This window comes from Streptomyces sp. NPDC005820 (assembly GCF_040630255.1).
Lineage (GTDB): Bacteria > Actinomycetota > Actinomycetes > Streptomycetales > Streptomycetaceae > Streptomyces.
Genome location: NZ_JBEXXE010000022.1, coordinates 45,647 through 71,871, shown reverse-complemented (window position 1 = coordinate 71,871; position 26,225 = coordinate 45,647). Strand labels below are relative to the sequence as shown.

At 73.0% G+C, this 26,225-nt stretch carries 24 protein-coding genes; 10 read left to right on the top strand and 14 right to left on the bottom strand.

The annotated features are described in order from the left end of the window. Nucleotides 1-9: 9 nt before the first annotated feature. Complete coding sequence (locus ABZ464_RS26475; protein ID WP_359280362.1) at nt 10-387, bottom strand: peptidase inhibitor family I36 protein; 378 nt, start codon at nt 385-387, stop codon at nt 10-12. Nucleotides 388-649: 262 nt separating this feature from the next. Here ABZ464_RS26475 and ABZ464_RS26470 point away from each other — a divergent pair, with 262 nt between their 5' ends. Both ABZ464_RS26470 and ABZ464_RS26465 read left to right on the top strand, forming a co-directional pair. Beyond that, the gene (locus ABZ464_RS26470) at nt 650-2,704 is read left to right on the top strand and encodes a discoidin domain-containing protein (RefSeq protein ID WP_359280360.1); all 2,055 of its coding nucleotides are present in this window, start codon (nt 650-652) and stop codon (nt 2,702-2,704) included. A 31-nt stretch (nt 2,705-2,735) separates the two neighbouring features. Next, a complete protein-coding gene (locus ABZ464_RS26465) occupies nt 2,736-3,338 on the top strand; it encodes a TetR/AcrR family transcriptional regulator (protein WP_359280358.1) in 603 nt (200 codons plus the stop codon). On the opposite strand, the gene ABZ464_RS26460 is transcribed toward ABZ464_RS26465, so the two are convergent. Next, complete coding sequence (locus ABZ464_RS26460) at nt 3,325-4,239, bottom strand: pyridoxamine 5'-phosphate oxidase family protein (RefSeq protein WP_359280356.1); 915 nt, start codon at nt 4,237-4,239, stop codon at nt 3,325-3,327. The two genes, ABZ464_RS26465 and ABZ464_RS26460, sit on opposite strands and share 14 nt — an antisense overlap. 4 nt (nt 4,240-4,243) lie before the next feature. Further along, the gene (locus tag ABZ464_RS26455) at nt 4,244-4,936 is read right to left on the bottom strand and encodes a hemerythrin domain-containing protein (protein WP_359280354.1); all 693 of its coding nucleotides are present in this window, start codon (nt 4,934-4,936) and stop codon (nt 4,244-4,246) included. Nucleotides 4,937-5,074: 138 nt separating this feature from the next. Between ABZ464_RS26455 and ABZ464_RS26450 the strand changes: the two genes are divergently transcribed. From ABZ464_RS26450 to ABZ464_RS26430, 5 genes are all read left to right on the top strand, one after another. Further along, nucleotides 5,075-8,617 (top strand): BTAD domain-containing putative transcriptional regulator, encoded by a 3,543-nt coding sequence (locus ABZ464_RS26450; RefSeq protein WP_359280352.1) that lies wholly within the window; start codon nt 5,075-5,077, stop codon nt 8,615-8,617. Nucleotides 8,618-8,668: 51 nt separating this feature from the next. Continuing rightward, nucleotides 8,669-9,427, top strand: a complete 759-nt coding sequence (locus tag ABZ464_RS26445; protein WP_359280351.1) for an IclR family transcriptional regulator — start codon at nt 8,669-8,671, stop codon at nt 9,425-9,427. Nucleotides 9,428-9,515: 88 nt separating this feature from the next. Next, nucleotides 9,516-10,664, top strand: a complete 1,149-nt coding sequence (locus tag ABZ464_RS26440) for a PP2C family protein-serine/threonine phosphatase (RefSeq protein ID WP_359280349.1) — start codon at nt 9,516-9,518, stop codon at nt 10,662-10,664. Between the two features lie 55 nt (nt 10,665-10,719). Next, nucleotides 10,720-11,517, top strand: a complete 798-nt coding sequence (locus tag ABZ464_RS26435; protein WP_359280347.1) for a hypothetical protein — start codon at nt 10,720-10,722, stop codon at nt 11,515-11,517. Then, a complete protein-coding gene (locus ABZ464_RS26430; protein WP_359280345.1) occupies nt 11,514-12,887 on the top strand; it encodes an alpha/beta hydrolase in 1,374 nt (457 codons plus the stop codon). Before ABZ464_RS26435 ends, ABZ464_RS26430 begins: the two co-directional genes overlap by 4 nt. An 80-nt stretch (nt 12,888-12,967) precedes the next feature. Here ABZ464_RS26430 and ABZ464_RS26425 read toward each other — a convergent pair whose 3' ends face one another. From ABZ464_RS26425 to ABZ464_RS26405, 5 genes are all read right to left on the bottom strand, one after another. Beyond that, a complete protein-coding gene (locus tag ABZ464_RS26425) occupies nt 12,968-13,390 on the bottom strand; it encodes an aldehyde dehydrogenase family protein (protein WP_359280343.1) in 423 nt (140 codons plus the stop codon). Nucleotides 13,391-13,450: 60 nt separating this feature from the next. After that, a complete protein-coding gene (locus ABZ464_RS26420; RefSeq protein WP_359280342.1) occupies nt 13,451-14,308 on the bottom strand; it encodes a hypothetical protein in 858 nt (285 codons plus the stop codon). 17 nt (nt 14,309-14,325) lie between these two features. Further along, nucleotides 14,326-14,934 carry a thiamine pyrophosphate-dependent enzyme gene (locus tag ABZ464_RS26415; protein WP_359280340.1) on the bottom strand — a complete coding sequence of 203 codons (609 nt, stop codon included), beginning with the start codon at nt 14,932-14,934 and terminating at the stop codon, nt 14,326-14,328. Continuing rightward, a complete protein-coding gene (locus tag ABZ464_RS26410; RefSeq protein ID WP_359280339.1) occupies nt 14,934-15,473 on the bottom strand; it encodes a phosphonopyruvate decarboxylase in 540 nt (179 codons plus the stop codon). Before ABZ464_RS26410 ends, ABZ464_RS26415 begins: the two co-directional genes overlap by 1 nt. Nucleotides 15,474-15,535: 62 nt before the next feature. Beyond that, nucleotides 15,536-16,471: a LysR family transcriptional regulator gene (locus ABZ464_RS26405; RefSeq protein WP_359280338.1), complete on the bottom strand. Its 936-nt coding sequence runs from the start codon at nt 16,469-16,471 to the stop codon at nt 15,536-15,538. Nucleotides 16,472-16,571: 100 nt separating this feature from the next. Here ABZ464_RS26405 and ABZ464_RS26400 point away from each other — a divergent pair, with 100 nt between their 5' ends. Next, nucleotides 16,572-17,756, top strand: coding sequence for a CaiB/BaiF CoA-transferase family protein (locus tag ABZ464_RS26400; RefSeq protein WP_359280337.1), 1,185 nt, complete (start codon nt 16,572-16,574; stop codon nt 17,754-17,756). Beyond that, the gene (locus tag ABZ464_RS26395; RefSeq protein WP_359280336.1) at nt 17,753-18,919 is read left to right on the top strand and encodes an acyl-CoA dehydrogenase family protein; all 1,167 of its coding nucleotides are present in this window, start codon (nt 17,753-17,755) and stop codon (nt 18,917-18,919) included. Before ABZ464_RS26400 ends, ABZ464_RS26395 begins: the two co-directional genes overlap by 4 nt. Nucleotides 18,920-18,928: 9 nt before the next feature. Here the strand turns inward: ABZ464_RS26395 and ABZ464_RS26390 are convergent, their stop codons facing one another. Beyond that, on the bottom strand, nt 18,929-19,807 hold the full coding sequence (locus ABZ464_RS26390; RefSeq protein ID WP_359280335.1) for a helix-turn-helix domain-containing protein: 879 nt from the start codon (nt 19,805-19,807) through the stop codon (nt 18,929-18,931). Between the two features lie 208 nt (nt 19,808-20,015). On the opposite strand from ABZ464_RS26390, the gene ABZ464_RS26385 reads away from it, so the two are divergent. Then, on the top strand, nt 20,016-20,897 hold the full coding sequence (locus tag ABZ464_RS26385) for a helix-turn-helix domain-containing protein (RefSeq protein ID WP_359280334.1): 882 nt from the start codon (nt 20,016-20,018) through the stop codon (nt 20,895-20,897). 58 nt (nt 20,898-20,955) lie between these two features. Here ABZ464_RS26385 and ABZ464_RS26380 read toward each other — a convergent pair whose 3' ends face one another. The 5 genes from ABZ464_RS26380 to ABZ464_RS26360 form a co-directional block, all read right to left on the bottom strand. Next, nucleotides 20,956-21,399, bottom strand: coding sequence for an RlpA-like double-psi beta-barrel domain-containing protein (locus tag ABZ464_RS26380; protein WP_359280333.1), 444 nt, complete (start codon nt 21,397-21,399; stop codon nt 20,956-20,958). Between the two features lie 125 nt (nt 21,400-21,524). After that, on the bottom strand, nt 21,525-22,244 hold the full coding sequence (locus ABZ464_RS26375; RefSeq protein ID WP_359280332.1) for a gamma-glutamyl-gamma-aminobutyrate hydrolase family protein: 720 nt from the start codon (nt 22,242-22,244) through the stop codon (nt 21,525-21,527). Continuing rightward, entirely contained in the window at nt 22,241-23,731 is a 1,491-nt protein-coding gene (locus ABZ464_RS26370) for an aldehyde dehydrogenase (protein ID WP_359280331.1), read from the bottom strand. The genes ABZ464_RS26375 and ABZ464_RS26370 overlap by 4 nt, the downstream gene beginning before the upstream one ends. After that, the gene (locus ABZ464_RS26365; RefSeq protein WP_359280330.1) at nt 23,731-25,245 is read right to left on the bottom strand and encodes an APC family permease; all 1,515 of its coding nucleotides are present in this window, start codon (nt 25,243-25,245) and stop codon (nt 23,731-23,733) included. Before ABZ464_RS26365 ends, ABZ464_RS26370 begins: the two co-directional genes overlap by 1 nt. Nucleotides 25,246-25,423: 178 nt before the next feature. Further along, on the bottom strand, nt 25,424-26,038 hold the full coding sequence (locus ABZ464_RS26360; protein WP_359280328.1) for a TetR family transcriptional regulator: 615 nt from the start codon (nt 26,036-26,038) through the stop codon (nt 25,424-25,426). Between the last annotated feature and the right edge of the window lie 187 nt (nt 26,039-26,225).

Genomic DNA, 26,225 nt, shown 5'->3' with positions numbered 1-26,225 from the left:
ACATCGGGTCTACCAACAGGGCTTGAAGGAGCTGATGCGGTCGTTGGCGCCCTCCACCAGGACACCGGCGGCGGAGCGGGCGGGGATCCACATCAGCATGTCCCCCTGGTAGTCGATGTTTTGGTAGAAACAGATGTCCCGGTCGGTCCGGTTGACGATGGAGCTGGTCCGGTCGTTCATGTAATCGCCGATGTTGGACCGGTACGGATCGGTCTGGCCGACCATGCGTCCCTGGAAGTAGATGTCCTGGAAGACGCACACCATCGCCGCGGGGCAGTCGCTCTCGGCGGCACTCGCCGAAGGGGCCGCGGCCAGTGTGCCGCCGGCCAGAGCGGCCGTCATCGCCGCGGGAACGGCGGCTCGTCGGACGATTCGCTTGAGCATCATGGGTTCTGTCCTTCGTTCAGGAATGTTCCAGAAGGAAGGGAATCACCGTCCGATTGTTCAACTGTTGTCCGCTGTCCTGGAGTTCACCTCGGCCGCCGTTCCTCTCCGCTCATCAGGTCAAGCGTCCCGGACTCTTGACTCGGAAAGGCGTCAGTCCGCATTCTCATCGCACTATCTTGCGTCGGTCATGACAACACCAAGGGCGGTCAAAGCGCCCTCGTCGACCGCGCGACCCGCCGACCGAGGGACGTGGGCTGTGACCATGAGCGGACGCCCGTACCGCAGACGCCGAGACATCACCGTCGTCTCGCTGCTCCTTCTCGTCCTGGCCTCGATCCTCGGCCCCGCGCAGAGTTCGGCGGCCGGGACCGACTGGTGGACGCCCACCTCCCGGCCGTCCCCGGACTCCCAGATCAATGTGACCGGTGAGCCCTTCACCGGCACCAACTCCGCCGGGGAGGTGCGCGGTTTCGTCGACGCGCACAACCACCTGTTCTCCAACGAGGCCTTCGGCGGCCGGCTGATCTGCGGCAAGGTGTTCTCCACGTCCGGTGTCGCCGACGCGCTCAAGGACTGTCCCGAGCACTACCCCGACGGCACGCTCGCGCTCTTCGACTACATCACCCACGGCGGCGACGGCAAGCACGACCCGGTCGGCTGGCCGACGTTCGCGGACTGGCCGGCGTACGACTCGATGACCCACCAGGCGAACTACTACGCCTGGGTGGAGCGCGCCTGGCGCGGTGGACAGCGGGTGCTGGTCAACGACCTCGTCACCAACGGCATGATCTGCTCCGTCTACCCCTTCAAGGACCGCAGCTGTGACGAGATGACCTCGATCCGGCTGCAGGCGAAGCTGACGTACGACCTCCAGGCCTACGTCGACGCGATGTACGGCGGCACCGGCAAGGGCTGGTTCCGGATCGTCACCGACAGCGCGCAGGCCCGTGAGGTGATCAAGGCGGGCAAGCTGGCCGTGATCCTGGGCGTCGAGACCTCCGAGCCGTTCGGCTGCAAGCAGATCTTCGACATCGCGCAGTGCAGCAAGGCCGACATCGACAAGGGCCTCGACGAGCTGTACTCCCTCGGTGTGCGCAGCATGTTCCTGTGCCACAAGTTCGACAACGCGCTGTGCGGCGTCCGCTTCGACGAGGGCGGCCTCGGCACGGCCATCAACGTCGGGCAGTTCCTGTCCACCGGCACCTTCTGGCAGACCGAGAAGTGCACCACCGCGATGCACGACAACCCCATCGGCACCGCCGCCTCCGACGCCGAGGCCGACCTGCCGGCCGGCACCGAGGTCCCGGACTACGACGAGAACGCCCAGTGCAACACCCGCGGACTCACCTCCCTCGGCGAGTACGCCGTGCGCGGGATGATGAAGCGCAAGATGATGCTCGAGATCGACCACATGAGCGTCAAGGCCACCGGCCAGGCCCTGGACATCTTCGAGGCCGCCGGCTACTCGGGCGTGCTCTCCTCGCACAGCTGGATGGACCTCAACTGGACCGAACGGGTCTACTCCCTCGGCGGGTTCGTCGCCCAGTACATGCACGGCTCCACGGACTTCGTCACCGAGGCGAAGCGCACCGAGGCGCTGCGCGACGAGTACGGCGTCGGGTACGGCTTCGGCACCGACTTCAACGGCATCGGCGACCACCCCGCCCCGCGCGGCGCCGACGCCGCGAACAAGGTGACGTACCCCTTCAAGAGCGTCGACGGCGGCTCGGTCATCGACAAGCAGACCACCGGCTCCCGCACCTTCGACTTCAACACCGACGGCGCCGCCCAGGTCGGCATGATCCCCGACTGGATCGAGGACATCCGCAAGGTCGGCGGGCAGGACGTGGTCGACGACCTCTTCCGGGGCGCCGAGACCTACCTGGACACCTGGGGGGCGACCGAACAGCACCAGGCGTCCGTCAACCTCGCCCAGGGGCAGACCGCCACGGCCAGTTCGTCCGAGTCCAACCCGTTCACCAGCTACCAGCCCGGCCGGGCCGTGGACGGCGACGACGGAACCCGCTGGGCCAGCGACTGGAGCGACGACCAGTACTGGCAGGTCGACCTGGGCTCCACCAACCGAGTCTCCCGCGTCACCCTCGACTGGGAGCGCGCCTACGGCAAGTCGTACCGCATCGAGCTCTCCACGGACGGCACCACCTGGACGACCGCCTGGTCCACCACCTCCGGCGACGGCGGCCTGGACACGGCCAAGTTCACCGGCACACCCGCCCGCTACGTCCGGGTCCACGGTCTGGACCGTGGCACCGACTGGGGATACTCGCTGTACGAGGTGGGCGTCCACAGCGCCTAGCCGCACAGCACACGACACTCGGGGGACACGGATGGCGCGCATGCCGTCGGCGCAGCGGCGCAGGCAGTTGACGGAAGCGGCGATCAGGGCGATGGCCCGGGACGGCGTCCCCAGGACGACCACCCGGTCCATCGCCGCCGAGGCCGGCGTGTCCCTGAGCGTCTTCCACTACTGCTTCGACTCCAAGCAGGCCCTCGTCGAGTCCGTCATCACGACGCTCACCGCCCACTCGGTGAGCGTCGTGAAGGAGGCACTCCTGCCCAGGGCCACCCTGGGGGAGACGGTCCGGGCCGGGTTCCAGGCCTACTGGGACCACGTCCGCGCCCACCCCGACGCACACATGCTGACCTACGAACTCACCCAGTACGCCCTGCGCGAGCCCGGCTTCGCCCATCTGGCACGCCGGCAGTACGAGCTCTACGAGGAGGCGTACGCCGAGCTCATCGGGGAGCTGTGCCGGAGCATGGACCTCGAACTCGGCGTCCCCGTCCCGGTCCTGGCCCGCTATCTGGCCGCCCTGACCGACGGGCTCACCCTCAACTACCTGGTCCTCGGTGACGCGGCCGCCGGGACGGACGTCCTCGACATGGTCACCGCCCATGTCGCCGGCCTCGTGCGCGTCAGCGGCCCTTGACCTGCGCCACCAACGCCCTGAACTCCGCCCACTGGACCGCTGGTCGCGTCAGCCCGCGCCGCTCCAGATAGCGGGCGGTGGCGCGCCCGGTGTGGCCGAGGACCTTGAAGGCGTCGGTGGGGCGCCCCGAACCCATCGGCTCCACCACCCGCTCCGGCACCAGCAGCCAGGACTCCCCGGCCCTCCTCAACTCACCGCGCACCAAGGCGTTCTGCATGCGGTTGATCTTCTCGTCGTGCCGGTGCACGAGCAGCGAGGCGGGGCCCGGGGAGGCGGCGCAGTCGGCCGGGACCGGCACGGCGAAACCGCCGTCCGCCGGGACGGGCCGGGTCCGGGCCAGCACCGGTGCCCCGGAGGCGTCCCGCGCCGCCAGCACCGCGCTCGAATAGCGGGCGAGCCGATCGGCGCCCAGGAGACCGCCGCCACCGCCGACAGGGGTGCCCGAGGGGACGAACGGCTCGCGGACGACCACCTGTTCCGGCGTGACCGTGATCAGCAGCCGCAGGTAGTACCAGGCCATCATCCGGCGCAACGGCACCGAGACGTACGCGCGGCTGTGCGGCTGCCGCTCGAAGAGCATCCGCCAGTAGTCCTCGGCGCCCTGCGGACCCGTCCTGATCTCGTCCGGGCACTCGGCCCGGCCGCCGACGAACACCTCGGGCGCGGAGTCGAGACCGCTGCCGGTCGGATCGGAGAAGAGCAGGGCCACCCGGCCGTCGCGGCGGATGTTCAGGGCCTTCTGCGCGAACGCCAGGGACGTGGACAGCAACAGCGTCCCGTCCGGGCGCCGCCGTACCGCCGTCGGCCAGACCAGCGGCGTGCCGTCCTTGGCCAGCGTGACGAACTCGCAGGTGCGGTAGGCGTCCAGGACGTCGAGCGGGGCGGAGTCGAGTACGGCCATGTCCCTACCGCCCTTCCAGCGGGCCGCGGATGACCCGGACGGCGGCATCGTACTGGCGTCTGCCGACCGCCGCCCACAGCAGCCGGCCGAGCAGCGGGGCCTTGCCGAGGAAGAACCGCCGTTCCTCCGGCGTCGCTTCCTCCAGCAGCGCGCCCAGAGCGATGAACAACTTGTTCCTCGGTATGCGCTCCAGACCGCGCGTGCCCACCAGATCCCACTCGGCGACCGACAGATGCGCGGCGACCAGCGGGAGCACCGACCGCTCCTCGTCGTCGAGGTGTTCCAGCAGTACGGCGCGGTGGGCGTCCAGGGCCAGGGCGAGTTCCTCGCCCGCGATGCGGTCCGCCGCCCGCTCCCAGACGGGCGCCCACTCGCCGACCGCCTTCAGGGTGCCGTCGATGCGCCGGTGCTGCTCCTCCATCCGGTCGACGAGTTCGCCGTCCCGGGCGACCCGGGCGTGCAGCAGCGGCCAGACCAGTTCGTCCTCCAGCGCGTGGTGGTGGTGCAGGCCGTCCACGTACTCGCGCAGATGCCCGGCGACCTGCGCAGCGCGGGCCGTGCCGCCGTCGGGCACCGCCCGCACCAGCCGGGGCAGCAGCGCCGACTCACGGCGGAAGACACGGTGGACCACGACCATCTCGTGGGTGTACGGCCGCTCGGCCGGGGGAAGTTCGTCAGTCGTACTGCTGGGGGACACGCTCGGGAGCTCCAACACTCGGGTACCGGCAACGGTCTCCCAGGGTCCCGCCCCCGCTTGGTGACTGCTTGGCGTCCACTTGGCGCGTTTATCGTCTGTTGACGGGATCGGGCGGCGGCTCGGGTAGATTCCCGCGGCGTGCTGCGTATTCGAGTCCTGGGTTCGCTGGGTGCCGAGGTCGGGGGCACACCGGTCGGGCTGGGCGCGCCCCGGCAGCGGGCCGTGCTGGCGCTGCTGACGGCGGCCCGCGGCACCGTCGTACCGGTGGACCGCATGACGGACGCGCTGTGGCGCGGGGAACCGCCCGCCAAGGCCACGGTGTCCCTGCACACCTACGTCTCCCACCTGCGCCGCACCCTGGAGCCCGGACGGCCGCCCCGCACCCCGGCGACCGTCCTCGTCACCGCCCCGCCCGGCTACTCCCTGCGGCTTCCCCAGGACGCCGTGGACGCCTGGCGCTTCGAGGCGTCGGTGCGCCGGGCCCGCCGGGCGCCGGCCGAGGAGGCCCGCGCCCTGCTCGCCGAGGCCCTCGGCTGGTGGCAGGGGCCCGCCTACGCGGAACACGCGGACGAGAGCTGGGCCGCGTCGGAGGTCGCGCGACTGACGGAACTGCGCGCCGAGGCCCGTGAACTCGCCGCCGCGGCCGATCTGCGCACCGGCCGCGCCCCCGAGGCGGTTCCGGCGGCCGAAGTCCTCGTCCGCGAGAACCCGTTGCGCGAGGAGGGCTGGCGGCTGCTCGCCCTCGCCCACTGGGCCCTGGGCCGCCAGGCCGACGCCCTCTCCACCCTGCGCCGCGCGTCCCACGTCCTGCGCGAGGAACTGGGCTGCACCCCGGGCCCGGCCCTCACCGCACTGGAACAGGCGGTCCTGACCCAGCGCTTGGACCTCCTGCACGAGTCCGCCCCCACGCCGCCCACCCCCGCCCCGGCCGAACGCACGCTGCCCGCACGGGTGTTGCCCGCGCCCGGCCCGGTGCACGGGGCACCCGCGCCCATGCTGCCCGCGCCGGTGGCGCCCGGGGCGCCCGCGACCGGCCCGGTACCCACGTCGTCCACCCCCGCGCCCGGCGTGTCTCTGACCGCTCTCGCCGAGGTGGGCGGTGTCGTGTCCGCCGCCTCGTACTCCGCCCCTCATTCCACCGACCCCCGCCCGGCGGGTACCCCCTTCGTCGGGCGTACCCGTGAGCTGCTCGCCCTGGACGCCGCTGCCCGGAGTGCCCGGGGCGGGGGAGGGGTGGTGCTGGTGAGTGGGGAGGCCGGGGCCGGGAAGTCGGCGTTGCTGGAGCGGTTCGTCCGGCGGCTGAGGGGGGACGGGTGGGCCGTGGTCGTCGGGCGGTGCCCCGAGTACGAGGGCGCGCCGCCCGCCTGGGCCTGGGTGGAGGCGCTCGGCGCGCTGGCCCGGGACCTGCCCCCGGCCCGGCCCGCCGAACTCGACGTGCTGCTGCGCGAGCCGGCGAGCACCGCCGCCGCGACCCGCGACGAGGCGACCGCCGGACGCTTCCGTATGCACCGCGCGTTCGCCGCCTGGCTGCGGGCCGCCGCCGGCGCCGCCCCGCTCGCCGTGGTCCTGGAGGACCTGCACCGCGCCGACGGCGAGACCCTCGCCCTGCTCGAAGCCGCGGCCGCCGTGACCGGCGTCCCGCTGCTCACCGTCGCCAGCTACCGCCCCGCCGAGGTGGGCGAGCACCTGGTCAAGACCCTCGCCCAGCTCGCCCCCGGCGCCCCGCACCGGATCGCGCTGCGCGGGCTGCCCCCGGCCGACGTCGCCACCGTGGTGCACGCCGTCTGCGGCGAACCCGTCGACGCGAGCACCGTGGCCGCCCTCGCCGAGCGCACCGGCGGCAACCCCTTCTACGTCCTGGAGAGCGCCCGGCTGCTCGCCGGCGAGGGCGCCCTGGTCGCCGTGTCGGAGGTGCCCCAGGGCGTCCGGGACGTGCTGCGCCGCCGACTGGCCCTGCTGCCCGAGGGCGCCCGCGCCGCCGTACGGCTCACCGCGGCCGTGGGACTGGAGGCCGAGGTGGCGCTGCTGCTCGACGCGGCCGACGCCGACGAGGACGAGGTGCTGGAGGGGCTGGACGCCGCCCTCGCCGCCGACCTGCTCACCGAGCCGGGACCGGGCCGGGTGCGGTTCGTGCACGCGCTGGTCCGCGACACCGTCTACACCGACCTGTCCGGGGTCCGGCGCGCCCGGCTGCACGGCCGTATCGCCCGCGTCCTGCGCCGCCACGGCCCCGACGACCTCGCCGCCCTCGCCCACCACTTCGCCCGCTCCGCCAGCCCCGCCGACGCGCCCCTCGCCGTCGACTACGCCCTGCGGGCCGCCGAGGTCGCCGAGCGGCGCTACGCCCATGACATCGCCGTCGACCTGCTCCAGCAGGCGATCGACGTGCACACCACCGCCGTACGCGACCCCCGCGGGCGGCTCGACCGCACCGTGGGCCTGCTGGTGCGGCTGCTCGGGGCGCAGATCCGGGCCGGCTCCACCGACGCGGCCCGGCGTACCCGGCTGCGGGCCGTCGAACTGGCCGAGCAGGCCGACCGGGGCGACCTGGCCGCGGCGGTCTACGGCGCCTGGACCGAGCCCTCCCCGTGGCGCAGCCGGCTGGAGGGGCCGTACGACCGTACCTCGCTGGCCCGGCTGGACCGGCTCGCCGCCGATCCGGGCCTGGACGACGCGACCCGCGCCCGGGTGCTCCAGGTCCTCGTCGACGCGGTGGCCGCCGAGGACGCACCCCGCGCGCTGGACGCGGCCCGCACCCAGCTGCGGCTGGCCCGCGCGGGCGGCGACCCCCGCCTCCTCGCCGCCGCGCTGATGACCTCGGCCCGGCTGCTCCCGCACGAGGCGCAGGGCACCGACCGCACCCCGCTCGTCGCCGAACTGCGCGACCTCGCCCACGCCCATGACCTGCCCGCCTACCGCTGGATCTGCGAACACCTCGACGGCATGACCGCCGCCGCCCGCAACGATCCCGAGACGGTCCGCCGCCGCACCGCCGACGGGCTGGCCCTCGCCCGCCGCTACCGGATGCTCTGGGCGCAGGGCCTGGGCGCCGCGTCCTCGGCCATGCTGGCCGCCGTCGCCGGCCGCTTCGACGCCGCCGAGGCCGGCTACGCCGAGGCCGACGGACTGCTCCAGCGGGTCGGCGCGCACCACGCCACGGGCCTGCGCACCCTCGGCCTGATCACCGTCCGGCTCGCCCAGGGCCGGATCGCCGAGGTCGAACGGATGATCCGCGCGGTGTACGAGTTCGCGGGCCCCTCCGTGGGGGTCCTGCTCGCCCTCGTCCTCACCCGCCTCGGCCGACCGGACGAGGCGAGCGAGGTGCGCTTCCCGGCCGAACCGGTGACCGACCACCTCTACGGCCTCGAACTCGACTACCGCTCCCAGCTTGCCGTCCTCCAGGACGACCACGCCACCGCCGCCGCGCTGATCGAACGGATGCTGCCGTTCCGCGAGCAGCTCGCGGGCGCGGCCGGCACGGCGTACGCGACCCGTCCCGTCGCCCACGCCCTCGGCGATCTCCACCGCCTCCTCGGCGACGACCGGTCCGCCGCCGAGCACTACGCCCTCGCCGCCCGTACCGCCGCGTCCTGGCGCTCCCCGCACCTCACCGCGGACGCCCACCGGGCGACGGCCGACCTGAGGGCGGCCCACGCCAGGCGGCGCACGTTCGTTCCGTAGGGCCGGGGCGCACGCCTTGCCTGCCGCCCGCGCCCGGCGCACGCTGGTCCTATGGCTGGGCAGGACGGCCCCACCCTCATCACGTCCGTGCAGCGGGCCTTCCGGCTGCTGGAGGCGGTGAGCGCGCACGAGAACGGCGCGCCGGCGAAACAGCTGGCGCGGGAGACGGGGCTGCCCCTGGCCACCGCCTACCACCTGCTGCGCACGCTGGTCCACGACGGATACGTGCGCAAACTGGAGGACGGCGGCTTCATCCTGGGCGACAAACTGCGCACCCTGCACACCTCGGGCCGGGGACAGGCCCTGCTCAGCCGGGTCCGGCCCACCCTCGCCGCCCTGCGGGACGAGCTGGCGAGCGCCGCCTACCTCACCTTCTACGAGGAGGGCGAGATCCGCGTCGCCGAGATCGTCGACGGCCCCCGGACACCCCGCGTCGACCTCTGGGTGGGCTTCGAGGACGCCGGACACGCGACGGCGCTGGGCAAGTCCGTGCTGCGGGAGATGGACGAGGAGGCCCGCAAGGACTACCTCTCCCGCCACCAACTCGCCGATCTCACCCCGAGGACGATCACCAGCACCCCTGAGCTGCTGCGGCAGCTGGACGCCTCACCCGTGGCCCCGGCCGTCACGGACCTGGAGGAGTACGCCCTCGGCACGGTCTGCGTCGCCGTCCCCGTCTACAGCGGCGACATCCTCGGCTCGCTCGGCGTCTCCCTGCCGGCCGACCGGCTCCCGCGGCTCCAGGAGATCCGGGACCGGCTGATCCCGACCGCGAACCGGGTGACCAGGGGCCTGTCGCTCACTATCTGAAATCCCCTGCCTTGTGGCATCGCAGTCGAACCCGTTTTCCTATATGAAACGGACATTCCGGCGTACAGACGAGGACTGCGGACACGACATGAACCAGGCCCGACACCGTGGCGCCGACCACGGGCCGACGCACCTGTTCAGGCATGTGGTGGCGGGACCCGTCCTGCCCGTGCTGATCGTCCTCGGCGTGATCCTCATCGACGTCGTCGGCGGTGCCGGGATGACCTGGCTGCCCCTGCTCGCGGCCGGCCCCGCGCTGGCCGCCACCACCAACGGCCCGCGCGGTGTCCTGTACGTCGGTCTGCTGGCCGGCGTGCTCGGCGGAGTGCTCGGCGTCCGGGACGGCGTCCAGGCCCGGGAGCTGGCCGCCGTGCTGTCCGCCCTGGCGGCCGTCACCCTGGCGAGCGGGCTGGCCAGCGCCCTGCGCGGGCGCCGGGAGCGGGTCCTCGCGGCCGTCCGCTCGGTGGCGGAGGCCGCCCAGCACGCGCTGCTGCTGCCGGTGCCGGAGACCGTCGGCCCGTTCCAGGTGGCCGTCCGCTACAGCGCGGCCGCCGCCGAGGCCCGGATCGGCGGGGATCTCTACGCCCTGGTCTCCACCCCGTACGGGGTCCGGCTGCTCGTCGGCGACGTGCGCGGCAAGGGACTGCCGGCCGTCGGCACGGCCGCGCTGGTGCTCGGCGTCTTCCGCGAGGCCGCCCACGACGAACCCGACCTCCTCGCCGTCGTCGACCGCATCGAGCGGAGCCTCGCGCGCAACCTCGGCCACGACGACTTCGTGACCGCCGTGGTCGCCGGCCACCCGCGCGACGGCGAGCTGGAAGTGGCGAACTGCGGACACGCCCCGCCGCTCCTGGTCGGCGCCTCCGGGACCGTCACCCCCGTCGAACCCACGCACCCCGCCCCGCCCCTGGGCCTGCGCGCCCTGTCCGGCGAGACCCCCACCCTCCAGGTGCTCCCCTTCCACGACGGCGACCAGTTGCTGCTCTACACCGACGGGGTGACCGAGGCCCGCGACCACGGGCGGGAGTTCTATCCGCTCGTCGAGGGACTGGCCCGCCATGTCACCGACGAGCCCGCCCGCACCCTCGACGCCCTGCACGACGAACTGCTGGCGCACGTGGGCGGCAGGCTGCACGACGACGCGGCGCTGCTGCTCATCCGCAAACCGGCCGCCGCCGTTCCGGCTGTTCCCCAACCCGCCTGCGGGGGAGTGCTGTTGGGCGACCGGCCGGGGTGACCGGCCGAGGCACCTGCTGTGTGACCGCTGTGACGGGTGTTGCAGACTGGGCGCCATGACACGCATGAGGAAGTTCGCAGCCGCGCTGTTAGCAACGTCCGCCGCGCTGCTCGTGACACCCCCCACCGCCTCGGCCACCCCCACCACCCCCACCACCCCCATCACCCCCGGCACCCTGTTCCGGGAGAACTTCGACCGCCTCCCCCTCGGCCCGGTCACCGCCGGCCGCGGCTGGACCTCCGACACCTCCCACGGCTCGCTGACCGTCGCACCCGGCGCCACCGGACACGGCCGGGAACTGCGGCTGCACACCGAGGGCAACGGCCGCGCCTTCCTCGCCGTGGACGACCTCGCCCCCGCCGGCAACAGCTTCTGGGCCAGACTGCGGCTGCGGGTGGACGCCTTCCCCACCGCCCCCGACTGGGCCCACTGGACCCTCGCGGAGGCCTCCGGCTCCGACGGTCCCACCCTCGTACGCCCCCTCGGCGGCCAGTACGTCCCCACCGAGAAGGCCAACTTCTGGGGCGTCGGCTCCGACCTCGGGCCGACCGGGGACTGGACCGCCTGGAAGACCTCCGCCCCGGCCGCCGCCGGCCGGTGGCAGTGCCTGGAATTCCACCTGGACGCCACCGACAACCGCGTCACCGTCTACCTGGACGGCGTCGAGCGGCCCGAGCTCACCGTCTCCACCGAGGAGCACGGCGGCACGGCCGGCGACTTCGTGTTCCCCGCCTTCGACCGGCTCAAGCTGGGCTGGCAGCTCTACCAGGCCGACCCCACGCCCACCTCGTACGACCTCCGCATGGACGACGTGGCGCTGAGCACCCGGCGCGTGGGCGGGTGTGCCGCGTGAGCCGCGGCATCTCGCGCAGGGCGCTGCTCGGCGGGGTGGCCGGCGGGCTCGCCCTGGCACCGGTGGTGGCCGGCCCGGCCATCGCGAAGCCGTACGCCGCAGCGGGCGCCCGGGAGCCGTACGTACCGTTCGCCGTGGGCGCCGGGGGCGGTCCGGCCGGGACGGACCGGGTGCGGGTGCTGAAGGTCGGTTCCGACGCCGCGCCCACGGTGCTGGTGATGGTCCCGGGCATGTTCGGCGCCGCGGGCGACTTCCGGCTGCTCGCCCGCGATCTCGTCGCCGCCGTGCCCGGCGTCCAGGTGTGGGCGTTCGACCGGCGCGAGGAGAACCTGGCCGACCGCTCCGGGTTCGCGGGCGCCGACCCGGCCGCGTACTACCTGGACGGCCACTACCGCTCGCAGGACCCCGCCGCCTCCGGCTTCGCCGCCCGCTGGGGCCTGGCCCGCACCCTGGAGGACCTGGACACCGTCGTGCGGGCCGCGTCCTGCGGCGGTCGGCGCCGGGTGGTCCTCGGCGGCCACTCCTGGGGCGCGACGACGACGATGGCGTACGCGGCCTGGGACTTCGACGGCCGCCCCGGCCATCGGGGCCTCGCCGGACTGGTCCTGGTCGACGGCGGGGTGCGCGGGGCGTTCGACGGCACCGGGGCGCCGGTGCTCGACTCGCCCGACGAGGTGCGGGAACGGCTCGCGGCGATCGACGGCGGCGCCGTCTTCGACCTCACCCTCAGCGGGGTCGGGCTGGGATCCCGCGCCGAGTCCACCCAGATCTGGTACCAGCTCGCCGGCTGGTACGCGCACCACGACCCGGACGGCCGCTCGGTCCTGCAGCCCCGGATGCCCGATGCCCTGCGCCCCTCGGTCCCGGTCACCAACGCGGCCCTGCTGGGCGTCCTGGTGGACGCCGGATTCGGCTGGCCGAACGACATCAGCGTGCACTCCGGACACCTCGGGGAGAGCGGGAGCGACGGGGTGCGCGGCTGGGTCGACGAGGGCATCACGCCGCTCGGCCGGGTCGCGGAGGCGTACGCGGGCGGGCCCGCACCGGCCGTGTGGGAGTGGTACTGGCCGGCTCGGCTGTCGGTGGACCTCGACGTCACCGACGCCTACGCCGACACCGACCTGGCCCGCTCCCTCGGACTGCGGCTGCGGCACGGCACGGGTCTGGACACCCCGCTGTACGTCTTCGAGACGAGCTACGCCAAGGGCACGATCGTGTCGTCCGCCCGCCGGGTGGTGGCCGACTCCCGTATCCCGTACGCCACTTACCGGACCGACGAAGGGATGAACCACCTCGATCCGCTGTTCGCGGCGGAAGCGCACAACACGCTCACCCGTACCCTCGCGCCGTTCCTCGCCGGACTGGTCTGAGCAGCGCCGCGGGCCGACGCCCGCGGCGCCCTGCGGACGGGTCCCTCAGAACGGATACCGCTCGATCCTCGACTGCGCCGTCACCCACTGCACCTCGGTGAACGAGTCGAGGTTGGCGCCGCCCCCTCGTCGTCCACGGTCTGGTCGTTGGTGTGCACGGCCCCGGACTCGATGCGCTCGGCGAGTTCCAGCGCGCCGAACACGTCCCGCGTGAGCACGGACACCGACAGGCCGTACTCCGAGGAGTTGACGATCTCAAGGGCCTCCTCGACCGTCTCGTACGTCGCCACGGGCGCGACCGGCCCGAAGATCTCCTCGGTGAACGCGGGCGCGTCGTGCGGGACTTCGGCAGCCGACGCCCGACGTCCGCCGCGAGCTCGTCCGGCTCGCCCGCACCCACACCTCCAGGACGCAGGCCGACAGCACCAGCGCGTGCTCGGCCCCGCAGGCGGCGGCGACCTCGGCCCGTCCGGCCGCAACCGCAGCAGCCACTCGCTCGTCATGACGCCCACCTCGCCCGTCCTCCCCGCGATTGGCTCACGAGGGCGGCGAGCCCGGACGCGCTAGACGAAGGTCACCTCGGCGTCGGCGTGCCGGGCCTCGCGGTGGGTTGCGACGCGCAGCCGGGCACGGTCGCCGTCGGGGGTGCCGTCGGCGAGGAGGTGCTCGCCCGCGAACGCCGGCCGGTGCAGCCGGTACGACAGCGACCGCACCCGCCGCTCCGGGGCGTCCCGGCGCACCAGCTCCAGCATGAGCAGCGCCAGCAGCGGACCGTGCACGACGAGACCGGGGTAGCCCTCGACGTCACGGCAGTACGGGGTGTCGTAGTGGATGCGATGGGCGTTGGCGGTCAGCGCGCTGAACCGGAACAGCAGGGTCTCCTCCGGGCGCAGCCGGGTGTGCCACGGGCCCTCCGGCTCCGGTACGGCCGTGCCGTCGACCGCGGCCGGGTGGCTCGGCGGCGGGCCGTCCCCCGACCGGTACACGATGTCCTGTTCCTCGACCAGGCAGACCCGTCCGTGCTGGCGGAACTCCTGGCGTTCGGTGACGAACAGCAGCTCGCCGCTGCGCCCCCGCTTGGGCGTCACCGCGGTCAGGCTGCTGACGCGTTCGGCCGGTTCACCGAGCCGCAGCGGCTCGCCGATCTCGCAGCGGCCCCCCGCGAACATCCGCCGCCGGTCCGGGAGGGGCGGCAGGAAGCGGCCGTCGCGCAGATGCCCGTCCGGGCCGAGGGCCCGTTGCGCCGGCCAGTGCAGGAAGTACAGCCACTGCCACAGCGGCGGCAGCGGCTCACCGCAGGCCGCGGCGGGCCCGGGAAGGTCCAGCAGCGCCGACAGCGCCGCGGCCGGACCGGGGGGCAGGGCGTCCTCGTCCGTGACCGGCCCGGGATGCCAGGACTCCACGTGGGAGGCGAGGGACATGCGGTGTGCCTTTCGGGTCAGAAGGCCGGCAGGCCGAGTGCGGCGCGGAAGGAATTCTTGTTGGCGACACCGTCCCGGGGCGGCAGGGCGCGCGGCGGCTCGTCGGTGGTGATGAGGACCTGGGCGTACGTCGTCCCCGAGCGCGCCGCGATGCGGTCGGCGAGGTCCTCGGCCTGCGCGGGGTCGGTGATCCGCACGGCGTCCCGGATGCCGAAGCCGCGCGCCACGGCGACCGGGTCGGTGCCCAGACCGGTGTGGCTGGGCTGCATGCCGGTCTCGCCGAAGTGGGCGTTGTCGAGGACCACGAGCGTCAGGTTCGGCGGGAGCTGTGCGCCGATGGTGGCGAGGGCTCCGATGCCCATGAGGTGTTCGCCGTCCCCGGTGACCGCCACGACCGGGCGGTCGGGCCGGGCGAGGGCCAGGCCGAGGGCGAGCGGGGCGGCGGCGCCCATCGCGCCCCACAGATAGAAGTTCCCGGGTCGGTCTCCGGCGGCGAACACGTCGTAGGCCGGGGAGCCGAGGCCGGTGACGATCAGGGTGTCCTCGGGCAGCCGGCCGATCAGGTCGGCGACGAAACGGCGGCGGTCGAGCCGGGGCAGGGATGCCGTGGTCGAGGTCGTGGTCATCAGTCGCGCTCCCACTTCTTGCGGCCGATCAGCTTCTGTCCGAGCAGCACGGCGACCCGTTCGCCCGCCCCGAACACCGCGTCCAGCGCCGCCTCGACGGTCTCCGCGACCTCCTCGGGACGGTCGGCCCGCAGCACGGTGACGCCCATCAGTTCCAGCGCCTGCCGGGTGGTGCGGCCCATGGGGCCCTGCCACGGGTTGAACTCGGCGTACTCGCCGCGCATGGTCACCAGCGTCAGGAAGGGGAACCGGCACATCGCCGGCAGGGAGAGCATGTTGACGCAGTTTCCGACACCGCTGCTCTGCATCAGCAGCACGGCCCGCTGCCCGCCCAGCCAGGCCCCGGCGGCCACGGCGACCCCCTCCTCTTCTGTGGTCAGCACCACATCGTGGATCGCGGGGTCGCGCCGTGCCTCGCGGAGGGTGTGGGAGTGGCCGGCGTCGGGGACGTAGGCGATCTGCCGGACGTCGTACTTCTTCAGCGCGGTGAAGACGTCCTCCTGCCAGGAGGGCGGTGCGGGGGAGAGGGTCTGACTCATGCCGCTCATCATGGGCGGTGATGACAAGGCTTGAACAATAGAAAAGCGTGATCTCTCCATGCTCAGTCCGCATGGGCGGGCCGGGCGGACGGCCAGCTGCCGCGCCCGACCGCCGCCTCGATCCGCCGGACCAGTTCCCGGGCGACGACCTGGACGGCGGGCGGTGTCCGGCCCGCCCGGGGAGTCGCGAGCACGATCGAGCGCCACACCTCCGGCTCGCACAGCGGCGCGGCGCTCAGGGTGCCGTGCGCCACGTCCTCGGCGATGCCGACGCCCGGCAGGACGGTCCAGCCGTGCCCGGCGAGGACCAGCTGTTTCTGCACCCGCAGGGAGTTGGTCTGCACGGCCACGTCCATGGCGGCCCGGGCCCGTCCCGCCGCGGCGTCGATCAGCGCCCGCAGCGCATGACCGGACGCCGGCATGACCAGCGGACGGGCCGCCACCTCGGCGAACGGCACCGGACGGTCGGCCCGCAGTCCGGCCGCCGGGGGAGCGACCACCCACAGGCGCTCCCGGACCAGCGGACGGGCGTTCAGCGAGGGCGTGCTGTCCAGGTTGTAGAGCAGCGTCAGATCCAGGTCGCCGTCGTCCAGCCAGCGCTGGAGATGCCCGGAGTAGCCCGTCATCAGCCGCAGTTCGACGCCGGGATGCTCCTGGGCCAGGGCCGACACCAGGGGCTCGGCCAGCAGGTCCGCCGTGCTCTCCAGCAGACCGGCGGTCACAATGCCGGTCACCGCGCCGGGCGCGGGCTGCACCTCGACGCGGGCCCGCTCCAGCTCGTTCAGCGCCCGCCGGGCGCGCTCCACCATCACCGTCCCGGCCTCGGTGGGCCGCATGCCCTGCCGGGTCCGCTCGAAGAGCGCGACGCCGAGCTCCTCCTCCAGGGTGCGGATCTGCCGGGTCACGGCCGGCTGCACCAGGTGCAGCAGCTCGGCGGCCCGGGTGACACTGCCCACCTCGGCGACCGTGACGAGCGCCTTGAGCTGCTTGAGGTCCATCGCTCTCCCGTCATCCCCGACCGGCGTCATCCCCGACCGGCATGGTGCCATCAGAATTTACTATTTCACCGCGCCTCCCATGAGCACCCATGATGTCGGTATGACCGAGCCGCCCGAAGCCCCGCTGCCGCTCGCCGGCATCACCGTCGTCAGCCTCGAACAGGCGGTCGCCGCCCCGTTCGCCACCCGCCAGCTGGCCGACCTGGGCGCCCGCGTGATCAAGGTGGAACGCCCCGGCGGCGGCGACTTCGCCCGCCGCTACGACACGACCGTGCACGGCGAGTCCAGCTACTTCGTGTGGCTCAACCGGTCCAAGGAGTCCCTGACCCTCGACCTCAAGACGGACCACGGCCGGGAGGCGCTGGAGCGGCTGCTGGGCCGGGCCGACGTGTTCGTCCAGAACCTGGCCCCGGGAGCCGCCGCCCGGATGGACCTCGGGGCGGAGGCGCTGCGCGCGCGCTTCCCCGCACTGATCCCGTGCTCCATCACCGGCTACGGCTCCGACGGCCCCTGGGCCGACCGCAAGGCGTACGACCTGCTGGTGCAGTGCCAGACCGGCCTGGTCTCGCTCACCGGAGGCCCCGCGGAACCCGCCCGGGTGGGCATCTCCATCGCCGACATCGCCTGCGGCATGTACGCCTACTCGGGCATCCTCACCGCCCTGTTCACCCGGGCCACCACCGGGGTCGCCCGGGCCGTCGAGGTCTCGCTGTTCGAGGCGCTCGCCGAGTGGATGGGGCAGCCCGCCCACTACACGCGCTTCGGCGGCACCCAGCCCCCGCGCGTCGGCACCCAGCACGCCACCATCGCCCCCTACGGCGCCTACACGGCCGCCGACGGCAAGGACGTCCTGTTCTCCATCCAGAACGAACGCGAATGGGCCGCCCTGTGCGAGCGGTTCCTGGGAGACCCCGGTCTGACCGACGACCCCCGCTTCGCGACCGGCCCGGCCCGGGTCGCCCACCGCGACGAACTGAACGCGATCGTCGCCGAGCGTTTCGCCGCGTCGGACAGCCACGAGGTGCGGGAACTGCTGGACGCGGCGGGCATCGCCAACGCCGACGTCAACGACGTCCACGACTTCCTCGCCCACCCCGTGCTCGCCGCCCGGGACCGCTGGCGGGAGGTGACGGTGCCCGGCGGAGCCGCGGTCCCGTCCCTCGTCCCGCCCGTGGACCTGGCCGGGGTGGTCCCCCGGATGGGCGCGGTCCCGGCCGCGGGCGAGCACACCGACGCCATCCTGGCCGAACTCGGCCTCCCACCGGCAAGGAGCGGCACCGCATGAGCACCCTGGACATCCTGTCCGAGGACGAACGGTTCGTCGTCCGCACGGTCCGCGACTTCGTGGACAAGGACGTGAAACCGGTCGTCCGGGAGCTGGAGCACACGGACACCTACCCCGAGGCCCTCATCGAGCGGATGAAACACCTCGGTGTCTTCGGTCTCGCCGTCCCCGAGGAGTACGGCGGCACCCCCGTCTCCACCCCCTGCTATGTGCTGGTCACCGAGGAACTGGCGCGCGGCTGGATGAGCCTGGCCGGCGCGATGGGCGGCCACACGGTCGTCGCCAAGCTGCTGCTGCACTTCGGCACCGAGGAGCAGAAACGGCGGTATCTGCCGCGGCTGGCCACCGGCGAGCTGCGCGCGACGATGGCGCTGACCGAGCCCGGGGGAGGCTCGGACCTCCAGGCGATGACCACCGTCGCCCGCAGGCTCCCCGACGGATACGTGGTCAACGGCGCCAAGACCTGGATCACCAACTCCCGGCGCTCCGGCCTGATCGCCCTGCTCTGCAAGACCGACCCCGACGCCACCCCCGCGCACCGGGGCATCTCGATCCTGCTCGCCGAACACGGCCCGGGACTCACCGTCTCCCGCGATCTGCCCAAGCTCGGCTACAAGGGCGTGGAGAGCTGCGAGCTGTCCTTCGAGGACTACCGGGCCCCGGCCGACGCCCTGCTCGGCGGGGTCGAGGGCAAGGGGTTCGCGCAGATGATGAAGGGACTGGAGACCGGCCGCCTCCAGGTCGCCGCCCGCGCCCTGGGCGTCGGCCGGGCGGCCCTGGAGGACGCGCTCGCCTACGCCCGGGAACGCGAGTCGTTCGGCAAGCCGATCTGGCGCCACCAGTCGATCGGCAACTACCTCGCGGACATGGCCACGTCCCTCACCGCCGCCCGCCAGCTCACCCTGTACGCCGCCCGGGAGGCGGAGGCGGGCCGCCGGGTCGACATGGAGGCCGGCATGGCCAAGCTGTTCGCCTCCGAGACGGCGATGCAGATCGCCCTCAACGCCGTCCGGATCCACGGGGGTTACGGCTACTCGACCGAGTTCGACGTCGAACGCTACTTCCGCGACGCCCCGTTGATGATCGTCGGCGAGGGCACCAACGAGATCCAGCGCAACGTCATCGCGAGCCAACTGGTCAGGCGCGGCGGCCTCGACACCTGACCGGCCGCCTCACTCGCCGAGCCGTCCGCGCCACTCGCTGGGCGACATGCCGTAGGCGGCGCGGAAGGCTCGGCTGAAGTGGGAGTAGCTGGTGAAGCCGTAGCGGTGGGCGACGGCCGTGAGCACGGGGGCGTCCCGGGCGGGGCGGCCGAGCGCGCGGCGGCAGGCCTCCAGCCGGCGGTGCCGGATCCAGCGGCCGACGGTGGTGCCCTCGGCCTGGAAGAGCCGGTGGACGTGCCGTACGGAGATGTGGTGGGCGGCGGCGATCGTGCGGGGGGTGAGGTCCGGATCGGTGAGATGGTCCTCGATGAAGCCCTTGATGCGCAGCCGCAGCAGGGTGCCGGCGGGGTCGGCGCCGGCGCGGGGGGTGCCGTGGGCCAGGCGCTCGGCGGCGAGGGTGGCCAGCAGGTCGGCGACGTTGCGGGCGAGCAGGGGGCGCAGGTGCGGTGCGTAGCCGCCGGCCCGGTCGGCGAGCCGGGAGAGGAACGGGACGACCAGGGCGGCGGTCTCGGTGTCGGGCGGGACCGGCGCCTCGGCGATGCGCCGCCGGTCGGCCTCGCGCAACCCCAGCGAGTGCGGCGGTAACCGGAAGGCGTGGGTGCGGGAGCCGTCCCCGCGGATGAGGGTGTAGGGCCGGGTGGTGTCGGTGAAGGCGAGGCAGCCGGGCCCGAGCAGGGTCCGCCGGTCGTTCTGGTCGAGGAAGACGCAGCCGCTGACCTGGAGCAGCACCGTGATGTGGTCGTCGGCCGTGAAGCGGCCGATCGCGTGGGCGGCCGGGGGGATCTCCACGGGGCCGGACTCGGTGGTGGTGACGCACAGCGGGCCGAGCCGATGGATGGTCACGGTACCGCCGAGCTGTGGATCGGCGGTGGACTGCGTGACGCTCATGGCGGTTCCTCCCCTGCGGTGATTCCTGTCGCTGCTAGACACGCGGGGCGGAACACGGGTTGGGGCCGAGGAGGCGTCGTCGCGGGGCATGATCTGTGGCGCGGACGGGCAACTCGGCCCGCGACCCGGCCCATACCTTCGTGCCGCCCGTAGATCGAACTCCCCGCCCCCGACCCGTGCGGGAGTTCCCGGTCCCAGGAGACGTGCGATGACGACTGCCCGCCAGGACCCCTCGGCGCCGCCTCCCGTGCAGGAACTCGGGGTCCCCTGGCGGGCGTTGAGCGTGGCACGGGTGACGGTGACGCAACAGGTGGCCGAGTGGGAGCAGCCGCCCTCGGACGGGTTCCGGATCGTCGCGCATCTGCGGGGTACCGCCCTGTTCGACGCGGACACCGGTGACGGCCGGCGGCGCACGGTGTCGTGCGCGCCCGGTGACGTCTGCCGGATCCCGCCCGGGCACCCCCGGGTCACGGTCCGTTGCCGGCTGCTCGGGCCGGGCCCCCTGGAGATGGCGCACATCCTCCTGTCGGCCGAGGTGTTCGAGCGCCACACGGCCGAGGAGCCGGGCGGCCGGCCCGTCGATCTCCGGTCGCTGGAGAGGCCGCCGGCCCCGGATCCGCTGATCTTCACCATGGCCGCCGCGCTGCTCCGGGCCCGCGAGGCGGGAGCGGGACAGCTCTACGCCGACTCCGCTGCGGAGTACCTCGCGGCGCATCTCCTCGCGCCCCTGCACGGGGCGGCCCCTGCCCCCGGCGCACTCGGCCGGCGCGAGCTGGACACCGTCGTCGCGTACATGCGGGCCCACCTCGCCGACCGCATCGGCCTGGACGACCTGGCCCGTCAGGTCGCCCTGAGCCGGTTCCACTTCCTGCGTCGGTTCTCCGCGACGACCGGGCGGACGCCCCATCAGTTCCTCACCGGTCTGCGGATCGAGACCGCGCGCCGGCTGCTGGAGACGGGTGACGAACCGGTGGGCAGGATCGGCCGCTCGTGCGGGTTCAGCACGGCCAGCCACTTCACCACGGTGTTCCGCAGACAGGTCGGCCACACGCCCACGGAGTACCGGCGGCTCCGGCGCGGACCCGCGTGACCGGACGGGACAGGCCCGGCCGAGGGGACACCCGGCCGGGCCTGCAGAGGGGAATGGATCAGATGTAGTCGGCCCAGTACGTGCTGAACCTGCCGACGCCGAGGTCGGCGAGCACGCCGAACGCGGCCGGGCTGAGATCCACGTCGTACGGCCCGCAGTTCGCACACCGGTCGACGATCTTTGCCCAGGTGGCCTTCCCTCCCGCGGCATAGACGATCACGTACTTGCCGCACACGGGGGAGTTGTTGGGGTTGGGGTAGCTGCCGTACATCTGCGGGGAGACCGCCGCCACCAGCTCGTTGTCGCCGTGCCACTCACCGCACGCCCCGACGCCGGCGCTCGGGTTGTACCAGGTGATGCTGCCGTAGTGCCAGGTCTCGGCGGAGGCGGGGGAGGCGCCCAACGCGGTTGTGGCGGCGATGCCGGCGGCGACTGCGCCGACCGTCAGAGAGCGCCGGGTGGCGCTGTTCATGGCTTTGACGGACTTCACGATGCGGGACACGTTTCAACTCCTGCGGGAGAGAAGGCGAGAGGGCGAACGCCGGTTCCGGAACCGTGCACGTGCTGTGGCCGGAAAGGACGATACGCACTCCACCCGCAGGAGCTCTGTCGTGAACGTGCGGTCGATTAACGTGTTGTTGCACAGGCCCGTACGAGGCTCTCGAAGAGCCCCTGTTGTGCGGGGTCCTCGTGGGCGGTGTCCTCGGGGTGCCACTGGACCGCGGTGAACCACCCTGCGGCGCCCGGGAGTTCGAGGCCCTCCACGGTGCCGTCGGCGGCACGTGCCGTGACCGTGAGGCCCGCGCCGACGCGGTCCACCCGCTGGTGGTGATAGCAGGACGCCTCGGCCTTCTCCGCGCCGAGCGCCTGCTCCAGCAGCGAGCCGCGCCGGACCGTCACCGGGTGCACGATGTGCCGGTGCTCGCCCTCGGGGCCGCCCATGTCCTGCTCCAGGGTGCCGCCGAGGGCGACGTTCACGACCTGCAGGCCGCGGCAGATCGCCAGCAGCGGCAGGCCCAGGGCGAGGGCGTGCCGGGCGAGGTCGAGGTCGAAGGCGTCCTGTGTGTCGTCGACGTCGTAGACGCTGGTGTGGGTGTCGGTGGCGCCGTAGCGGTACGGGGCGAGGTCGCCGCCGCCGGGGAGCAGCACGCCGTCGAAGCGGTTGAGGCGCCCGGGCAGCTCACCGGCGCAGGGGTGGACGGTCGCCGGTTCGCCGCCCGCCCGCCAGACGGCCTCGATCAGGGCGCGGGCGGTGACCTCCGCGGCGTACCGCAGCGCGGAGGTGGTCGCGGAGAAGCGGGCGGGGACGGCGATCAGAGGTCGCGTGGAGCTGCTCGTACGGCTCACAGCTGGATCCAGGTGGTCTTCAGTTCGGTGTACTTCTCGATCGCGTGCACAGACTTGTCGCGGCCGTTGCCCGACTGCTTCATGCCGCCGAACGGGACGGTCAGATCGCCCTCCTCGTAGCAGTTGACCCAGACCGTGCCGGCCTTCAGCGCGCGGGAGACCCGGTGGGCGGTGGACAGGTCGGAGGTCCACAGGCCGGCGGCGAGGCCGTACTCGGTGGCGTTGGCCAGCCGGACCGCCTCGTCCAGGTCGTCGAAGGCGAGGACGGACAGGACCGGCCCGAAGATCTCCTCCCGGGCCAGCCGCATGCCGGGGCCGACCCGGTCGAAGACGGTCGGTTCCAGGAAGGTGCCGCCGGTGGCGGGGAGGGTGCGGGAGCCGCCCGTGACCAGGCGGGCGCCCTCCTCCAGGCCCGTGGCGATGTGGTCCCGCACCCGCTCCAGATGGCTCTCTCCGACCAGGGCGCCCATCTCGGTGGCCGGGTCGAGAGGGTCGCCGATCCGCAGCTCGCGGGCCTGCCGGACGATCGCCTCGGTGACGCGTTCGGCGACGGAGGAGTGCACCAGCAGCCGGGACGGGGCGGTGCACATCTCGCCCTGGTTGAAGAAGATGCCCCAGGCGGCGGTGGCGGCGGCCTGCTCCAGGTCGGGGGCGTCGGGCAGGACGATGTTGGGCGACTTGCCGCCGAGCTCCAGCCAGACCCGCTTGAGGTTGGAGTCGGCGGCGTAGCGCAGGAAGTGCCGGCCGACGGCGGTGGAGCCGGTGAAGGCCAGCACGTCCACGTCCGGGTGCAGCCCGATAGCCCGGCCGGCCACCGGGCCGTCCCCGGTCACCACGTTGAGCACGCCCGGCGGCAGTCCGGCCTCGGTGGCGATCCGGCCGAGCAGCAGGGCCGACAGCGGTGAGTTCTCGGACGGCTTCAGGACGACCGTGCAGCCCGCCGCGAGCGCCGGGGCCACCTTCCAGCTCGCCAGCGTCAGCGGGAAGTTCCACGGCACCACGGCGCCCACGACCCCGGCCGGTTCCCGGGTGACCAGGGCCAGGGCGTCGGGGGCGGTGTGGGGCGACTCGTCGGTGAGTTTGTCGGCGAGCTGCCCGTACCAGCGGAACGTGTTGATCGCGGCGCGCAGTTCGATGCGGTACGCGTCACTGATCGGCTTGCCCATCTCCAGGCTGACGGTCAACGCCAGTTCGGTGCGCCGCTCTTCGAGGAGGTCGGCGACGCGCAGCAGGATCCGGCCGCGGTCGGCGGGTGCGAGGCGCGGCCAGGGGCCGGTGTCGAAGGCCCGGCGGGCGGCGGCCACGGCCAGGTCCACCTCGGCCTGTCCGGCGTCCGCGACCTCGGCCAGCACCCGGCCGTCGCGGGGGGAGACGACGGTGAACGCGGTCCCGCCGCCCGGCTCCTCCCGCCCGTCGATGTGGTGCCGGGTGGGCGGGGTCAGCTCCTCGGCGTGACGCAGCAGCTCGTCGTGGGCGAGGGCCGGCATCAGCTGTTCTCCTCCTCGTGTCCGGCGGTGGTGACGTGTCCGGCGGCGGTGGCGGGCGCGGTCGCCGCGAGGGGAGGCCGCCGGGTCAGCCGCGCCACGATCAGCCCCAGGACGAGCACGGCCGGGACGGTGAGCTGGAGCCAGAGGGCGGTGGTCGAGTCGCCGCCGATGAGCGTGGTGAAGTTCTGGACGATCAGCCAGATGGTCGCGGCGATGCCGAGCGCACCCAGCACCGGTGCGATCACCGTGTTCCAGATCCGGCGGTCGGCACCCGAGCGGCGGAAGAAGACGATCACGGCGACGGAGGTCAGGAAGTACAGCAGCATGGCGGCCAGTACGGCGACCCCGCTGAACCAGGAGAACAGCGTCAGCACCGGGTCCTTGCCGAGGACCGCGAACGGCATCACCAGCGCCACCGCGATCACCGTCTGCACGATGCCGGCCGCCCAGGGGGAGTGGCGCCGGTTGAGCGCGGTCAGCCGGTGCGGCAGCAGACCCTCGCGGCCCAGCGAGAACAGATAGCGGTTGGCGGAGTTGTGGAAGGCCAGGATGCCCGCGAACAGCGAGGTCGCCAGCAGGATGGGCAGTACGTCGCCCGCCCAGGACCCGAACTGGGCGGTGATGGGGGCGAAGACGAAGGAGGCGGCGTCGCCGGAGGCCAGTGCCTTGCCCGCCTCGTCCGTGACGCGTGACGCGCCGTGCGCGGAGACCAGCATCCAGGAGGTGAAGGCGAAGAAGCCGGTGACCACCGCGACCGACAGATAGGTGGCGCGCGGGACCGTCTTCTTCGGCTCCCGGGCCTCCTCGCCGTAGATGGCGGTGGCCTCGAAGCCGAACATGGACGCCACGGCGAACATCAGCGCCACCCCGGGAGCGCCCTGCAGCGCGGCGTGCGGGGAGAAGCTGTCGCCGAGGCCGAGCCCCTCGGGGCCGCCGCCCTTGAACAGGGTGACGAGCGCGAAGGCGATGAGGATGCTGAACTCCGCGAGGACGAACACGGTCAGCACCCTGGCGCCCATCTCGATGCCGGAGGCGCCCAGGATCTGGACGATCACCATGGTGACCAGCGTCCAGACCCACCACGCGACGTGCACGTCGGCGTAGTGCTCGACCAGACCGCTCACGGTGGCGCCGTAGAGCCCGTACATGGCGGCCTGGACGGCGCAGTAGGCGAAGAGGGCGACGCCGGCGCTGCCGGAGCCGGTCGAGCGGCCGAGGCCCTTGCCGATGTAGGTGTAGAAGGCGCCGGCGTCCACGACATGGCGGCCCATGGCGACGAAGCCGATGGAGAAGAGCAGGACCACCACACCGGCCGCGAGATACGCGGCGGGGGCGCCGGCCCCGTTGCCGATGGCGATGGCGATGGGGACCGCGCCGGCGATGCCGGTCAGCGGCGCCTGGGCGGAAAGGACGAAGAAGAGGATGCCCAGGACGCCGAGCGAGTCGGGCTTGAGCCGGCCTGTGGCGGAGGAATCGTGCGCGGAGTGCGGGGCGACCGCCGTCTGACTGTCCACTCGGATCACCTGTCGGGGGACGGGGAGGGATGGGAGTTCGTTTTAGGTCAAACGAGTTGCCTCATCGTGGGCGGGAACTATCCGTTTGGCAAGGGGGTGCGGTGGGTTTTCTGGCCGCGCGACGCGCAAAGCCCCGGACGGCTGACGTCCGGGGCTCGGGAAAGAGCAGGTGGAAGGGTTACGCGCGGGCCTCGCCGTCGGCGTCGAGGAGTCGGAGCAGGGAGCGCAGCTCCTCCACGGCGGAGTCCGTGACCTCGGGCTCGCCGAATATCAGCTGGTGCAGGACGAGCCCGTCGAGCGCGGCGAAGACCAGCCGGGTCAGCGCCCGGTCCGCGCCGGCCGGCAGCATCCGGCCCAGCTCGCGCCGGGTGGCGTCGAAGTACTGGTCGTAGAGCGCGCGCAGCTGGGGCAGCAGCTCCGGCCTGCGGCGCGACTCCAGCAGCAGCTCGTACTGGAACACCTGGGTGTCCGGGTCCGCCGAGACCATCTCGGACAGGCCGGTCGCGAAGTCCGCGACCTTGCCGGTGCCCGGTTCGAGGGCGCTGGTGCTCAGCGAGGTGCGGATCGTGTGGGCGAGGGCCTCCTCGATCAGCGCGTCGCGCGAGCCGAAGTGGTGGACGACCAGACCGTGGGTGACGCCGGCCTCCTCCGCGACGGCCCGGTAGGTGAGCTTGCGCAGTCCGCCCCGCGCCACCACGCGTACGGCGGCGTTCAGCAGGGCCTCGCGGCCCTCGCCGTACTGCAGCCGCTTGCGTGACGGCCGGCTCTCGGGGCCCGCAGGGGAATCGGTCATGCGGCGACCCTATCGCGGGGTGCCGGGGTGACCTTCAACACATCCGACGTCTGCTTCCGGGCAGGTGGCTTCATCCTGCACTTGTTGCTCATCGCGCACTGTTCCCGCAGCGCGAGCACGTGTCACCCGATCTCTGACAGCGCGTCATATGGCTTTCGATAAACGGAAGGTGGAGCTCACACCTACC

Excerpts from the sequence above, each read along its gene's own strand:
- ABZ464_RS26475 (WP_359280362.1), bottom strand. The coding sequence starts at position 387 with ATGATGCTCAAGCGAATCGTCCGACGAGCCGCCGTTCCCGCGGCGATG.
- ABZ464_RS26470 (WP_359280360.1), top strand. The coding sequence starts at position 650 with ATGAGCGGACGCCCGTACCGCAGACGCCGAGACATCACCGTCGTCTCG.
- ABZ464_RS26465 (WP_359280358.1), top strand. The coding sequence starts at position 2,736 with ATGGCGCGCATGCCGTCGGCGCAGCGGCGCAGGCAGTTGACGGAAGCG.
- ABZ464_RS26460 (WP_359280356.1), bottom strand. The coding sequence starts at position 4,239 with ATGGCCGTACTCGACTCCGCCCCGCTCGACGTCCTGGACGCCTACCGC.
- ABZ464_RS26445 (WP_359280351.1), top strand. The coding sequence starts at position 8,669 with ATGGCTGGGCAGGACGGCCCCACCCTCATCACGTCCGTGCAGCGGGCC.
- ABZ464_RS26440 (WP_359280349.1), top strand. The coding sequence starts at position 9,516 with ATGAACCAGGCCCGACACCGTGGCGCCGACCACGGGCCGACGCACCTG.
- ABZ464_RS26435 (WP_359280347.1), top strand. The coding sequence starts at position 10,720 with ATGACACGCATGAGGAAGTTCGCAGCCGCGCTGTTAGCAACGTCCGCC.
- ABZ464_RS26425 (WP_359280343.1), bottom strand. The coding sequence starts at position 13,390 with ATGACGAGCGAGTGGCTGCTGCGGTTGCGGCCGGACGGGCCGAGGTCG.
- ABZ464_RS26420 (WP_359280342.1), bottom strand. The coding sequence starts at position 14,308 with ATGTCCCTCGCCTCCCACGTGGAGTCCTGGCATCCCGGGCCGGTCACG.
- ABZ464_RS26415 (WP_359280340.1), bottom strand. The coding sequence starts at position 14,934 with ATGACCACGACCTCGACCACGGCATCCCTGCCCCGGCTCGACCGCCGC.
- ABZ464_RS26410 (WP_359280339.1), bottom strand. The coding sequence starts at position 15,473 with ATGAGTCAGACCCTCTCCCCCGCACCGCCCTCCTGGCAGGAGGACGTC.
- ABZ464_RS26405 (WP_359280338.1), bottom strand. The coding sequence starts at position 16,471 with ATGGACCTCAAGCAGCTCAAGGCGCTCGTCACGGTCGCCGAGGTGGGC.
- ABZ464_RS26400 (WP_359280337.1), top strand. The coding sequence starts at position 16,572 with ATGACCGAGCCGCCCGAAGCCCCGCTGCCGCTCGCCGGCATCACCGTC.
- ABZ464_RS26395 (WP_359280336.1), top strand. The coding sequence starts at position 17,753 with ATGAGCACCCTGGACATCCTGTCCGAGGACGAACGGTTCGTCGTCCGC.
- ABZ464_RS26390 (WP_359280335.1), bottom strand. The coding sequence starts at position 19,807 with ATGAGCGTCACGCAGTCCACCGCCGATCCACAGCTCGGCGGTACCGTG.
- ABZ464_RS26385 (WP_359280334.1), top strand. The coding sequence starts at position 20,016 with ATGACGACTGCCCGCCAGGACCCCTCGGCGCCGCCTCCCGTGCAGGAA.
- ABZ464_RS26370 (WP_359280331.1), bottom strand. The coding sequence starts at position 23,731 with ATGCCGGCCCTCGCCCACGACGAGCTGCTGCGTCACGCCGAGGAGCTG.
- ABZ464_RS26360 (WP_359280328.1), bottom strand. The coding sequence starts at position 26,038 with ATGACCGATTCCCCTGCGGGCCCCGAGAGCCGGCCGTCACGCAAGCGG.